The 12288-nt window shown below is 61.1% G+C and carries 13 protein-coding genes and 2 tRNA genes; 2 read left to right on the top strand and 13 right to left on the bottom strand.

Annotated elements, in window-relative coordinates; translation table 11 throughout:
* Positions 1-3: 3 nt before the first annotated feature.
* Both LB513_RS02415 and LB513_RS02410 read right to left on the bottom strand, forming a co-directional pair.
* Positions 4-2613 carry an EAL domain-containing protein gene (locus tag LB513_RS02415; RefSeq protein ID WP_224661933.1) on the bottom strand — a complete coding sequence of 870 codons (2610 nt, stop codon included), beginning with the start codon at positions 2611-2613 and terminating at the stop codon, positions 4-6.
* Between the two features lie 174 nt (positions 2614-2787).
* A complete protein-coding gene (locus LB513_RS02410) occupies positions 2788-3648 on the bottom strand; it encodes a class I SAM-dependent methyltransferase (protein ID WP_224661840.1) in 861 nt (286 codons plus the stop codon).
* Between the two features lie 437 nt (positions 3649-4085).
* Between LB513_RS02410 and LB513_RS02405 the strand changes: the two genes are divergently transcribed.
* Positions 4086-4685 (top strand): hypothetical protein, encoded by a 600-nt coding sequence (locus tag LB513_RS02405; RefSeq protein WP_224661839.1) that lies wholly within the window; start codon positions 4086-4088, stop codon positions 4683-4685.
* Positions 4686-4908: 223 nt separating this feature from the next.
* Here the strand turns inward: LB513_RS02405 and LB513_RS02400 are convergent.
* From LB513_RS02400 to LB513_RS02355, 10 genes are all read right to left on the bottom strand, one after another.
* Positions 4909-4984: transfer RNA gene (locus LB513_RS02400), tRNA-Phe, on the bottom strand.
* 182 nt (positions 4985-5166) lie between these two features.
* Entirely contained in the window at positions 5167-5364 is a 198-nt protein-coding gene (gene yacG, locus LB513_RS02395) for a DNA gyrase inhibitor YacG (RefSeq protein ID WP_224661838.1), read from the bottom strand.
* Positions 5361-5990, bottom strand: coding sequence for a Maf-like protein (locus tag LB513_RS02390; protein WP_224661837.1), 630 nt, complete (start codon positions 5988-5990; stop codon positions 5361-5363). The genes yacG and LB513_RS02390 overlap by 4 nt, the downstream gene beginning before the upstream one ends.
* A gap of 24 nt (positions 5991-6014) precedes the next feature.
* The gene (gene infA / locus LB513_RS02385; RefSeq protein ID WP_006200926.1) at positions 6015-6233 is read right to left on the bottom strand and encodes a translation initiation factor IF-1; all 219 of its coding nucleotides are present in this window, start codon (positions 6231-6233) and stop codon (positions 6015-6017) included.
* A 200-nt stretch (positions 6234-6433) separates the two neighbouring features.
* Positions 6434-6904 (bottom strand): low molecular weight phosphatase family protein, encoded by a 471-nt coding sequence (locus tag LB513_RS02380; RefSeq protein ID WP_224661932.1) that lies wholly within the window; start codon positions 6902-6904, stop codon positions 6434-6436.
* The gene (locus tag LB513_RS02375; RefSeq protein ID WP_224661836.1) at positions 6892-7377 is read right to left on the bottom strand and encodes a UPF0262 family protein; all 486 of its coding nucleotides are present in this window, start codon (positions 7375-7377) and stop codon (positions 6892-6894) included. Before LB513_RS02375 ends, LB513_RS02380 begins: the two co-directional genes overlap by 13 nt.
* A 6-nt stretch (positions 7378-7383) precedes the next feature.
* Complete coding sequence (gene hisD / locus LB513_RS02370; RefSeq protein ID WP_224661835.1) at positions 7384-8676, bottom strand: histidinol dehydrogenase; 1293 nt, start codon at positions 8674-8676, stop codon at positions 7384-7386.
* Positions 8677-8683: 7 nt separating this feature from the next.
* Positions 8684-9118 (bottom strand): DUF2948 family protein, encoded by a 435-nt coding sequence (locus LB513_RS02365; RefSeq protein WP_224661834.1) that lies wholly within the window; start codon positions 9116-9118, stop codon positions 8684-8686.
* Positions 9119-9255: 137 nt separating this feature from the next.
* A complete protein-coding gene (murA, locus tag LB513_RS02360) occupies positions 9256-10548 on the bottom strand; it encodes a UDP-N-acetylglucosamine 1-carboxyvinyltransferase (protein WP_224661833.1) in 1293 nt (430 codons plus the stop codon).
* 127 nt (positions 10549-10675) lie between these two features.
* Positions 10676-10861, bottom strand: coding sequence for a hypothetical protein (locus LB513_RS02355; protein ID WP_224661832.1), 186 nt, complete (start codon positions 10859-10861; stop codon positions 10676-10678).
* A 158-nt stretch (positions 10862-11019) separates the two neighbouring features.
* Between LB513_RS02355 and LB513_RS02350 the strand changes: the two genes are divergently transcribed.
* A tRNA-Thr gene (locus LB513_RS02350) sits at positions 11020-11094 on the top strand.
* A 5-nt stretch (positions 11095-11099) separates the two neighbouring features.
* Here LB513_RS02350 and LB513_RS25215 read toward each other — a convergent pair.
* Entirely contained in the window at positions 11100-12215 is a 1116-nt protein-coding gene (locus tag LB513_RS25215; protein ID WP_224661831.1) for a tyrosine-type recombinase/integrase, read from the bottom strand.
* Between the last annotated feature and the right edge of the window lie 73 nt (positions 12216-12288).

Below are 12288 nucleotides of genomic sequence, written 5' to 3'. Positions count from 1 at the left end.
AGATCAAACCGCTACCGACAGAGCGCGAGATCGGGCAAAGCTGACAAGGCTGTCGAAGTCCATCGCACGGCCCAACGCGTAGCCTTGCAGAATGTCGCAGCCTAGCCCTGTAAGCACCCGCGCGTGTTCCATGGTCTCGACCCCTTCGGCAATGATCTCGATCCCCAGAGATTTGCCTATTTCGATAATCGACGACACGATTTGTCTTTGCTGCGGCGAGTCGACAACCGCATCCACCAACTGGCGGTCTATTTTCAGGCGGCGAGGCAGAAGTTTAAGCAGGCTTAGGATAGAGGCATATCCAGTGCCGAAATCGTCGATCTCGATGTCAATGCCAAGCTGTTTGATCTGTTCGATGTTCCATTTCGCCAGATCATCGCTGTCGTCGAGGAAGATCGACTCTACCAACTCGAAAGAGAATGTCCCTTTCTTGATGTGCAGATCGCCCAAGCTCTTGATCAGGTCCTCGTCTTGAAGCCGCCGTGCCGACACGTTGACCGAAACGTGCGGAATGGAGATGCCCTGGCGGGTCCAGCCATCGAAGTCCTTAAGCGACTGCGTTAAGATTTTACGGTCGATGGTGGCGACTGCACTGACTTCTTCGGCGGTCTTCAAGAAGGCATCAGGAGCCAGGATTCCGCGTTCCGGATGCTGCCACCGCGCCAGCGCCTCGACCCCCACTATCCTTAGCGTTTTGGCATCGAACTGGGGCTGGTAGAAGGGAACGAATTCGTTTCGCTCGAGCCCCCCAAGAATCTCATCAGCCAGTCTTTTTGTCTTGATGATTTCGCTTTGTAATTCGCCGGAGAAGAATTCATGGCGGTTGCGACCGCGGTTTTTCGCCCGGTATAACGCGATGTCAGCATTGACAAGCAACTGTTTGGCCTCGGCATCCCTGCCGGTGTCGACGGCAATTCCCACGCTGACGCCAAAGCGGCATTGATGACCGTCGTAGTAAACAGGCTTTCGCATTTGGTCGATAATGCGATCAGCGAGCGCAGCCGCCTGGCTCGCATTATCGCTGACCGTGCAAAGTACGATAAACTCGTCGCCACCGACGCGGGCAACGAAACCACGCTCGTCGACATTCGACTTCAGAACCGATGACGCATGCACGAGCATGGCGTCGCCCGCTGCATGGCCGAGAGTGTCGTTGATGTGCTTGAAGTGATCCAGGTCGACATGCAGCAAGGCGGCATAGCTGCCATCCAATGCGGCCTTCGCGGTGTAGTCTTTCAGTGCCAGGTCCAGGTAGCGGCGGTTCGGCAAGTCCGTTAGGGCGTCATGCAGGGCAACGTGTTCCAGCTGCTCCCGCGCATGCTCCAGTTCCAGGTTCTTCGACGCCGCGAGCTGACTGGCAAGTTTCAGCTCGTTGTTCAGCAACACGTCGGACGTAACGTCCCACTCGGCGCCAACCATCCGGGGCGACTTATCCGCGGTCTGATAAAAGATCGCTCTTGACCGGATGTGGCGAAGCTCCCCATCCGATCGAATGATCCGATACTCGGACGAGTAGGTGCTTTTTTCGCTGACTGCCCTGTCGAAGTCGGCAAGAGCGTGAGGCAAATCGGCAGGATGGATGCTTCCTGCCCAGTCTGCATATCCGCGTTGTCCCGCGTCCGATTTTTTGCCGTATATCTGGTTAACACGATTGTCCCAGGCCAAGTGGTTTGTCTGGAGGTCGTGCTCCCACACCCCTATGGATGAAGCCTCCAAGGCAAGTTCCAGTCGCTGCGACAGTCGCTGCAGTTCCCAGTAATTTGTGTTTCTTTCGTCGACCAAGCGCCCCGCGACAAGGAAAGGAACCAAGATCAGCGCCGCTGCAGCCGTCATGATTGCGCGCATGAGCCAGACATTGGACGGACTCGTTGGCCAGCCGCCCGCGGGGATGGCAGCGATCCGCCAGGAGCCGGACGGAACAATGACGTCAGCAGTCACAGGGTCGCCGTTGATGACTTGTTTGTCACCGAAGAACTGCGATCCCAACACACCGGCGACGTCGTTGCCCACAAGCGCCACGTCAATCCCCAGATTGTCATCGAGCAGGCCGCTCGCTCGATAAAGGCGCTGAGCGTCGATGACTGCGGATATGATCCCCCAAAACCGCTCTGAAGTTCCTTGGCCTCTCACGAAGACAGGAAACCTGCCGATGAAAGCCTGCCCTCGTTGGAGATCTACCGGACCGACGAGAACAAGCTTGCGCAGGTCGCGAGCGCGGAAAGCAGCGGTGCGCTGCTGTTCGTTCTTGCGGTAATCAAGCCCGATCGCCTTCTCATTGCCGGGAAGCGGATAGATCAGGGAAATGACCAGATCCGGGGCGCCGACAATATTGCGCAGCTGCGACTCTTCGCTAAAAAGACCGCTGGCAAGCTCCTCGAACCGTTGCTGACTCATGTACGGTTCCGTCGCGACGGCCGCGACGAGCCCTCGTGCGAGCTGAAGGTTACCGTTTATGTTCGCTTCCAGCTTGGAACGGACGACGCTTAGCTTCCTTGTGACCTCGGCACGGGCCGCCTGGTCTGAGACGATTTTGTTTTGATGATCCGCGAAAATGGCACAGGCCGTAATGACCACAATGGCTATCGCCGTCGGTATCCTCGCCGGCGAAAACATGAAGCCCGTGACGCGGCTAAAAATTCTGGCGAAAGATCCCAACAGAACCTGATCCCTGTAAGTTTCTCACGCTTGCGTTGAGACGACTCGCAGGAATATTGAATTGCAATCATTTAAATTTTGGCCATCAGAAAACGTAAAAAGCCAAGCCAAAACTGGTTGAGCCCACGATGGTTAGTGACTGTCGACCTTCTTCGGCACGATTCTGTATGTCCCTACGCCTCGCTTGGTCGCCCCAATTGAATACGCCATTGGGATCTTTGGCGCGTCTTCAGGCAGGCCGTACATATCCTTGCCGGCCCTGACCGCGAATGAAAAGTGCTGCCAGGAAACTTTGTCATGTTCGTTCAAGAAGTCGAGCGAAAGCCCTGCCGCGATCAGAGCGTTAACCACGTCGCTGATAGGGTGGATCCACTCGTAGTAGCGAGGATGCTCCAAGACTCGCTCATCGCCGGTGTACGTGAGATCCTCTTTCCAGGCCAGGGGCCGACCGGCCGGCGTTCTCCAATCGTGCTTCAACTCGAGAGCCTTGCCCTTGCGATTGCACTGGAACATCAAAGGGTGACCTTCGGCCAGATACAGCCTCCCTCCCGGCCGTAAAAGGTCTGCGACCACGCGCGCCCAACGGAAAACGTCGTCAAGCCAATTCACTGAGCCCCACGTGACGTAGACAATATCATAGGTCCGGTCGAGCGCTTCCACTGCCTCGAAAACCGGCGATTCCACGAAGCGAACATCGCTTCCTGCCTTGGCTGCGAAATCCCGCGCCGCCACGATCGCCCGAGGTGAGAAGTCCAACCCGGTCACGCTCCCCGCGCCAAGGTTTCTGAGGCTAATTGTGTCGAGGCCGATGTGGCATTGAAGGTGGACAATGTCTTTGCCAACAATATCGCCGACTTCGCTCGATTCCAGCTCATACAGGTTCGATCCGCCAGCCAGGACGCTGTCGATTCTGTAGCTGCCCGTTTTGTCGGTGGCATGCAGCTCTGCGCGATCGTCCCAATTCAAGAGATTCGCGTTTAGGAACGTTTCCACATTTCCCCCGATTATGGTTAACAGCTGTTAACAACTTGCAGCGGCGGGGAAGGTCCGTCAATGCCATTGACATGCTCGGAGAGCATTCGGGACAGGAATCTGCCGGCGGCTGCAAAAGCGCGCATTGGCGCGGGGATTGGTGGGACGGCTTTGGGCTTCGGTCTGAAGGAATCGGCAGGTTACCCTCCGGAGGCGCTACCGGTAAAAGGTGCGCTCATTACGCGTTGAGCAACAGAGCCGGGGTGAAAGGGTCAGCAAACCAGCCGCTACGTAGAGCTCATGGTGTGCGTAAGATGTTAGAATTTTAGATATCTTGTAAACCGTCAAAAAAGCCTGTTCGCGCTTTGGTCTTCGGCTAAAGAACTCTGAAAGCGTCATGACCGTTACTTGTCACACAGCCGATCTTGGCTGGTGAGGCAACGCAACAGGAGGATGTCATGAATTCTTTCGTGAAAGTCTTGGCTAGCAGTGCATTCATTGTTTCCATTTCGCTGCCGGCCCTTGCAGGAGGAATAAGCGTTGGCGGCGGCGCTTCGGTTGGCGGTCGAGGCGGTATCGGCGCTGGTGTTGGAGCGTCGATCGGCGGCTCCGGCGGTATCGGAGTTGGTGCCGGTGCGTCGATCGGCGGGCGTAGCGGCGTCAATGCCGGCGCTGGCGCGTCGATAGGAGGCGCAAGCGGCGTGAATGCCGGTGTGGGCGCCAACGTCGGCGGAACGAACGGCGTTAGCGCGGGAGCTGGGGCCAATGTCGGGGGGACGAGCGGTGTTACCGCAGGCTTGGGCGTTAACGTCGGCGGCACCAGCGGGGTTGGAGTAGGCGTCGGCGTGGGCGTCGGGACAAATCCGAGCAATCCGTCCAACCCGAGCAATCCGTCAAATCCATCGAACCCCAGCACCCCTGGCCTACCGGCAAAGGTGGCCGATATGTCCGACAGCCAGATTGCCCGCTACAAAAAGCGTTGCGCCGACGTGTTGAGCAGCGAAGGTTCTTATGACCGCGACTTGCTCCAGCTCTGCCTGCTTATCTCAAGGCGGTAGGTAGGAAGTCCAGATCTGCCGGGTTCGTGACTGACGACATTCTCCTGTCTCCCGGCGGTTCGGAAAGCCCGCGACCAGCGGGCTTTCCGGCGTTTGCACTGCCCGTTTGCGCCGCCAATTGGTCGTCGACCGTCGTCCAGCAGGTTCTCGGCAATTGGGCACGCCCGCAGAAGTGCCGAGCGGGCATCAAATCATCCAGCGGAGTTGGATTGAGGACAAAAAATGGTGCCCAGAGGCGGATTCGAACCACCGACACGCGGATTTTCAGTCCGCTGCTCTACCAACTGAGCTATCTGGGCCTCGCCGGCAAACGAAATCTCGTGCACCGGATTTTAAGGAGACACGTTGGGCGCCCCTTGAAAGCGCGTGGGTTATAGCACGGGAATCCGGCCTGTCCAGCGCCTAGCTGTTGATTTCCGGTTGGAAATGGACAGGCCGATTGGCACTTGCCCGCCGGGGATGCCGTGGCATCACTGGGGCTTCATTTCGGATCGCCGGCGTCTGTGTCTTCCTCGTCGTCGCGCGCCGAGATGACGTAGGCACCCTTCAGCCAGCGGTTGAGGTCGATGTCCTTGCAGCGCGCCGAACAGAAGGGAAAGGAATCGCGCGCCGAAGGCCTGCCGCATTCGGGACAGGGCCGTTTTGGCCGCAGCGGCGTGACCTTGTCATCCGGACTCACGGCCGTGTTCCTGCCTGCCAGCCGCCATGCACCTTGAAACTTTCGCCGCTCAGCAGCGCCACTGTCTCATAGAGCGGCAGGCCGACAATGTTTGTGTAAGAGCCGGCCAGCTTGACGACGAAGGCGCCGGCCAGACCCTGCACGGCATAGCCGCCGGCCTTGCCGCGCCATTCGCCCGATCCGATATAGGCGTCGATCTCCTCGCGCGGCAGCCGCTTGAAACGCACCCGCGTTTCGACCAGCCTTTGGCGCAGTTTGCCGCTTGGAGTGATCAGGCAGACGCCGGAATAGACGCGGTGCGAGCGGCCCGACAGCAGACCCAGGCAATTGGCGGCGTCGTCGATGGTTTCGGCCTTGGGCAGGATGCGCCGCCCGACCGCCACCACAGTATCCGCGGCCAGAACGAAAGCGGGCGCATGGTCGGGCTCCGCTTTCAACGACGCGAACGCCTTTTCGGCCTTTTCCTTCGACAGTCGCTTGGCCAGCGAGCGCGGATGTTCGTTGCGCAGCGGCGTTTCATCGATATCGGCTGGCAAAACGCGGTCGGGCTCGATGCCTGCCTGCTGCAACAGTTCGATGCGGCGCGGCGAACCCGAGGCAAGCACCAGCTTCTGCAGAATGCCCATCGCTGTACCGGCCGGACCTTGATATTACTTGAAACGGTAGGTGATGCGGCCCTTGGTCAGGTCGTACGGCGTCATCTCGACCAGAACCTTGTCGCCGGTCAGCACGCGAATGCGGTTCTTGCGCATGCGGCCGGCCGTATGGGCGATGATTTCGTGTTCGTTTTCGAGCTTCACCCTGAACATCGCGTTGGGCAACAATTCCGTCACGACACCCGGAAACTCGAGGACTTCTTCCTTCGGCATTCGATACCTTTGCTTGGATGGGCAGTTCCGGCGTTTAGAGCATGATGCCGAAAAGTGCGAAGCGACTTCGCGACGACACTATGCCCTAATTCCTGGTTTAGAGCCGGATTCGGATTTCAGGTCGAACAGACCTGCAATCATCCGACTCTAGCCGGAATTTCGGCGGAACCTATATGATAATCATCCGCTTGTGAACACGCTTAATCCTGCGCTTTTTTTGCCTCCGGAAGCGGAAATCGACGGTCTATGCGGGATTTAAGCCGCTCGCGCACGTCGCGGTAGGCCGCCATGATCTGTTCGCGCGTGCCGCCGGCATCGGTGGGATCCGGCGTTGGCCAGTATTCCACCTCGACGGCCAGCGAGCGGGTAAGTTCAAGTGCCGCGTGATGGGCTTCCGGCGCCAGCGTGACGATCAGGTCGAAATAGTCGTCCTCAAGCTCGTCAAGCGTCCTTGGATGGCGCTCCCCCAGCGAAAGCCCGTCCTCGGCCAGCACCGCGTCGACGAAGGGATCCCGCTCGCCCGCGCGCACACCGGCCGAGGCGACGAAAGTGGTGGCGGGCAACGCGCGGCGCGCCAACTGCTCCGCCATCGGCGATCGCACGGCGTTCATACCGCACAGGAACAGGATCGATCGGGGCGGGGCGCCGGGTGCCAGGACTAACCCCGCCAGTGCAGCACGCAGACAAGCGTGAACAGCCTGCGCGCCGTGTCGAAATCGATGTCGATTTTGCCGGAGAGCCGGTCCATCAAGGTCTGTGACCCGTCATTGTGGAGGCCGCGCCGGCCCATGTCGATCGACTCGATGTGGCTTGGCGTCGAAGAGCGGATCGCGTCATAGTAGCTTTCGCAGATCATGTAGTAGTCCTTGACGATGCGCCGCAGCGGCGTCAGCGACAGGATATGGGTGACGACGGGCGTGCCGTCCTCGCGCGCCACGGCGAACACAAGGCGCTGCTCCGCCAGCGAAAGCTTCAGCCTGTAAGGCCCAGTGCCGCTGTCATTGACAGGTTGGAAGCTGTTTTCCTCGATTAGGTCGAAGATCGCCACCGCGCGCTCATGCTCGACATCGGGTGTCGAACGGCCGATCGATTCATCGAGTTCGACATCGATCAGCCGCGAACGGGTATGATCGGAGCCCGCCATGCCGGCCTACATGTTCAGCCGTATGGCGACCGAGCGGCCATGCGCATCGAGGCCCTCCGCCTTGGCCAAGGCGATCGCCGCCGGGGCCAGCGCCCGCAGCTGGTCGGGGCCCAGCTTGAGGATCGAGGTACGCTTGACGAAGTCCAGCACCGACAGCCCCGAGGAGAATCGCGCCGAGCGCGCCGTCGGCAGAACATGGTTGGAGCCGCCGACATAGTCGCCGATGGTTTCCGGCGTGTGGCGGCCCAGGAAGACGGCGCCGGCATTGCGCATCCGCGACAGGAAGCCTTCGGCGTCGTCGATGGCGAGCTCGACATGTTCGGCCGCGATGCGGTCGACCAGCGGCAGCGCGGCCTCGATGGTGGCAACCTTGATAACCGCGCCGAAATCGCGCCAACTCGCCGCCGCCGTTTCGGCGCGCGGCAGGGTCGGCAACTGCCGCTCGATCGCCTCTTCGACGGCCCTGCCAAAGGCCGGGTCGTCGGTGATGAGGATCGACTGCGCCGATGCATCGTGTTCGGCCTGGGCAAGAAGGTCCGCGGCGATCCAGTCGGGGTCATTGCGGCCGTCGGCGACAACCAGCACTTCCGAGGGGCCGGCGATCATGTCGATGCCGACCGTGCCGAAAACCTGGCGCTTGGCCGCCGCGACATAGGCGTTTCCGGGGCCGACGATCTTGGCCACAGGCCGGATGGTTTCGGTCCCATGGGCAAGGGCGGCGATCGCCTGCGCGCCGCCGATACGGTAGATCTCGGACACGCCCGCGATGTCCGCCGCTACCAACACCAATGGATTGATGAGGCCGCCGGGCGCCGGCACGACCATGACGACACGATCGACGCCGGCCACCCTTGCCGGCACGGCGTTCATCAGCACCGAGCTTGGATAGCTCGCCGTGCCCCCCGGCACGTATAGCCCGACCGCCTCGATGGCGGTCCAGCGCCAGCCGAGTTCCACGCCCGCGGCATCGGTGTAGCGATCGTCCTTTGGCCGCTGCCGCTCGTGGTGGGCACGGATGCGGTCGCGCGCGAATTCCAGCGCCTCGATGGTGCCTGGGTCGGCTTGCGTATAGGCGCGCGCAATGTCGTCCTTCGAAACGGCAAGTCCCACGCCACCGAGGTCGAAGCGATCGAATTTGCGCGTGTAGTCGATCAGCGCCGCGTCGCCTTCGGCGCGCACGCGCGCAATGATCTGACGCACGGCAGCGTCGACATCCTCGGACACTTCCCGCTTGGTCGTCAGAAAGGCGGCGAAGCGTTGCTCGAAATCGACATCGGACTGGCGAAGCGTGATGGCCATCGCCTGCTCAGACCTTATGGACCGGACGCGACGTGGCCTCCCAGGCGCCGCCGACATCGGCGAGGCGGGCCTCGATGCACTCGACGTCGAGCATGATGGTGCCGCCGCCCGAAAACACCAGCTCCACGATGCCGGCCGGCTTGCTGATCTCGACGAAACTGATCGCCAGCAAGGACAGGACCTCGGCCGGCTTGTCGCGGGGAACACCGTTGGTCTTGGCGCCGAGCACCCGGTCGAAATGCAGGACGGCCTGACGACGCTCGTTGTGCTGGCTGAACAGGCCGGATTTCGCCTCCCAGACGAAACGGTTCATGATCAGCACGAAACGCTTGGCGGAGGGCAGATATTCGAGGTCCGAGACCTTCATCACGGCGTCCTGGACATGGGCCGAGACGATGCTCAGATCCTGGTCGTCGAGCGCGATAAGCTTGAGGGCTGTCATGCGGATTTCGCACCTGAAAGTTTGCGGTTGACCTCTGTTAGGCGGTCTTTCCCGCGGGTGCAACCGCGAGCCAGGCCGTGTCGGGTATCCGCCGCCGCGCCCGGATCGATTGTCCGAAGCCTTCCCGGCGGACCGGCTTAAGCCGAAATCCGCTCGATCACCGCGCCGCAGTTGGACAGCTTCTCTTCCAGTCGCTCGAAGCCGCGGTCGAGGTGGTAGACGCGGTTGACCGTCGTCTCGCCTTCCGCGGCCAGCCCGGCGATAACCAGCGAAACCGAAGCGCGAAGATCGGTCGCCATCACTGGGGCGCCTTTCAGCTTCGGCACGCCGTCCACGATCGCCGTCTGGCCCGAAAGTGTGATGTGGGCGCCAAGCCGGGCCAGCTCCTGCACATGCATGAAGCGGTTCTCGAAGATCGTCTCGGTGATGCGCGACCTGCCCTTGGCCATGGTCATCAGACCCATGAACTGAGCCTGCAAATCGGTCGGAAAGGCCGGGAACGGGGCCGTCGTCACGTCTACGGGCGAAATGCCGGCGCCATTGCGCCTGACGCGGATGCCGGAATTGGTCGGCGTGATCTCGGCGCCCGTCTGGGCGATCACGTCGAGCGCGGACTGAAGCAACTCCGGCCGTGCGCCTTCCAGCACGACGTCACCGCCGGTCATGGCCACGGCCATGGCATAGGTGCCGGTCTCGATACGGTCGGGAATGACGCGCACGCGCGCGCCCGACAGTGATTCGACGCCGTCGATGGTGATCGTCGGCGTACCGGCGCCGGAGATCCTGGCGCCCATGGCATTGAGGCATTCGGCAAGGTTGACGATTTCGGGCTCGCAGGCCGCGTTTTCCAGCAGCGTCTCGCCCTTGGCGAGCGCCGCGGCCATCATCAGCACATGGGTAGCGCCGACCGACACTTTGGGGAAAACATAGCGGTTGCCGACCAGGCGGCCGTGCCGCGTCTTGGCGATGACGTAGCCGGTATCGACGTCGATGTCGGCGCCCAGCGCCTGCAGGCCCTCGAGGAACAGGTCGACCGGACGCGTGCCGATGGCGCAGCCGCCGGGCAGCGACACCTTCGCCTCGCCCATGCGGGCCAGCAACGGGCCGATCACCCAGAAGGAGGCGCGCATTTTCGACACCAGTTCGTAGGGCGCCGTCGTATCCACGATGTTGCGGGCGGAAAAGTTGATGGTGCGCGAATAGCCCTCGTTCTGCTTCTCGCGGCGGCCATTGACCGAGTAGTCGACGCCGTGATTGCCAAGAATGCGGATCAGCTGCTCGACATCGGCCAGATGCGGCACGTTTTCCAGCGTCAGCGTGTCATCGGTCAAAAGCGAGGCGATCATCAGCGGCAGGGCCGCGTTTTTCGCACCCGAGATCGGAATGCTCCCGGCAAGCTCGTTGCCGCCGACAATTCTGATGCGATCCATGAAAGAGCGTCCCTCTCGGCCAGGAAGGCCGGTTCAATCGTTTGAGTATCGGCCCCTCTAGACCATTGGCCAACCCGGTTCAAGAAATAGGATTTCGCCGGCCATGGCTGAAGAGGGGACGACTCGGTTAGATTTCCCGCGGTTCCTTCGAAGCGGTCAGTCCATCCGGCCGCTGATCGGCCTCGCCGCTGCGGCGCGAGCGCGACTGCGCTTTGCGTTTCTGCAGATTGGCGCGCAATTGCTCGGCCAGCCGGTCCTCGCGGCGCTTTTTCGCTGGCCCGTTCTTATCAGGCGAAGCTGTCTTGTCGTTCATCGTCCCGTCCCGGCAGGCAACCGCCGCCCCGACGATGAGGGATAGCCAACATTGTGGCGCGGCCATGTCATTGGAAGCGATCCGGCAAGGCTTTCACGCATGCGCGGTTCTGGCCTTGCGCTTGCCGGTTCGATATGGCAGAAGCCCCGCCATCAGCGGCTGCGGTAGCTCAGTGGTAGAGCACTCCCTTGGTAAGGGAGAGGTCGAGAGTTCAATCCTCTCTCGCAGCACCATTTTCCTAAGCAGAAACAGTGACTTGCTTGGCGGTACCGGAATACCGCTTGCGTTGTTGGCGCGCAACTGGCGCGCAAACAGCCGAAACAAGAGCATTCAGGGCTTTTGACGCCTGCTCCAGATAGGCCGGGTCATCCGCCGTGTAGATGGCTGTGACGGCGTTCCCCTTCTCGCGGTGGCCGAGCTGCTGCCCCACTTCGTCCATGCTCACGCCGTGCTTGCGCATCCATTTGGAGGCGGTGTGGCGGAGCGAGTAAGGCTTGCACGCATCATCCAGCCCAGCGCGCACCCGCGCGGCTTTCCATGCGGTTTTGAGCGAGCCAACTGCCTCACCCTTGTATTGAATAAGTGAACCGTTGAATTGCTCTTTGGCGAGGGCGTCAGGCAGCCGCACGACAGGACGACGCTTCTTGTTCTCCGCCCGGCCTTCGGGGTTCAGCCGAATCGTCCGGTCGGTGCGGGAGACTTGGTCGCTGTTTAGCGTCAGGATAGCTTCCGGCCGCGCCGCGGTCCCCAGCATCCAGCGCATGAAGGTTTTCAGGTGCGGGCTTGCCGCCGCGTAGAGCTTCTGCAGCTCCTCCACGGTCATGGGGCGGCCACGCGGCGCCACGGGCTTTTCCTTCACGCGGGCGATGTAGGGCGGCTGTTGCAGCTCGCCACGCTTCCATGCACGGTTCAACGCTGCCTTGCCGACACCAATAACCCGGTTGACGGCGGCGGGCGTCATCCCGCGCGCGAACAGGTGCTTGTGGAAATCTTCCTGCCGGGTGATGTCGCGCAGCTCCTCGACCGTGGACGTTTCCCAAAAGTCGAGCCAGTGGTTGACACCCACGTTGGCTTGCCCTTTCGAACGGGCCTTGCTGCCATGCTCGGTATAATACCGGCGCAGCACATCCGACAGAAAAGCCTCGGTAGGTTTTTCATCGACGGGTTTACGGGTGAGCAGATAATACTCGGTTAGCGCTTGCTTGGCGGCTTCACCGTCTTCCGTGCCAAGGCTAACGCGGATTGTGCGTCGGGTTTTGGCGTCGTAGCTGGTGCGGTAATAGGCGGCACTTCCCTCTCGCTGGGAGAGCCAGTATTCCCCGACTTGGAAATCCCTCTTTGTGTATCGCGCCACTTTTCACCCCACAGGAGGAAGTCGACCAGCATAAAGCCGTAATACCGGATAATCCGGGGACCGCGCACAACCG

It is taken from the genome of Mesorhizobium sp. ES1-1 (genome assembly GCF_020164785.1).
Taxonomy (GTDB): Bacteria; Pseudomonadota; Alphaproteobacteria; order Rhizobiales; family Rhizobiaceae; genus Mesorhizobium.
This window is presented reverse-complemented; position numbering and strand designations above follow the sequence as displayed.

Bases quoted from the DNA above. Each gene is read 5' to 3' on its own strand.
- hisD (WP_224661835.1), bottom strand. From the start codon at position 8,676: ATGGCCATCACGCTTCGCCAGTCCGATGTCGATTTCGAGCAACGCTTC.
- LB513_RS02365 (WP_224661834.1), bottom strand. From the start codon at position 9,118: ATGACAGCCCTCAAGCTTATCGCGCTCGACGACCAGGATCTGAGCATC.
- LB513_RS02390 (WP_224661837.1), bottom strand. From the start codon at position 5,990: ATGGGCATTCTGCAGAAGCTGGTGCTTGCCTCGGGTTCGCCGCGCCGC.
- LB513_RS02405 (WP_224661839.1), top strand. From the start codon at position 4,086: ATGAATTCTTTCGTGAAAGTCTTGGCTAGCAGTGCATTCATTGTTTCC.
- LB513_RS02415 (WP_224661933.1), bottom strand. From the start codon at position 2,613: ATGTTTTCGCCGGCGAGGATACCGACGGCGATAGCCATTGTGGTCATT.
- infA (WP_006200926.1), bottom strand. From the start codon at position 6,233: ATGCCGAAGGAAGAAGTCCTCGAGTTTCCGGGTGTCGTGACGGAATTG.
- LB513_RS02355 (WP_224661832.1), bottom strand. From the start codon at position 10,861: ATGAACGACAAGACAGCTTCGCCTGATAAGAACGGGCCAGCGAAAAAG.
- LB513_RS02375 (WP_224661836.1), bottom strand. From the start codon at position 7,377: ATGGCGGGCTCCGATCATACCCGTTCGCGGCTGATCGATGTCGAACTC.
- murA (WP_224661833.1), bottom strand. From the start codon at position 10,548: ATGGATCGCATCAGAATTGTCGGCGGCAACGAGCTTGCCGGGAGCATT.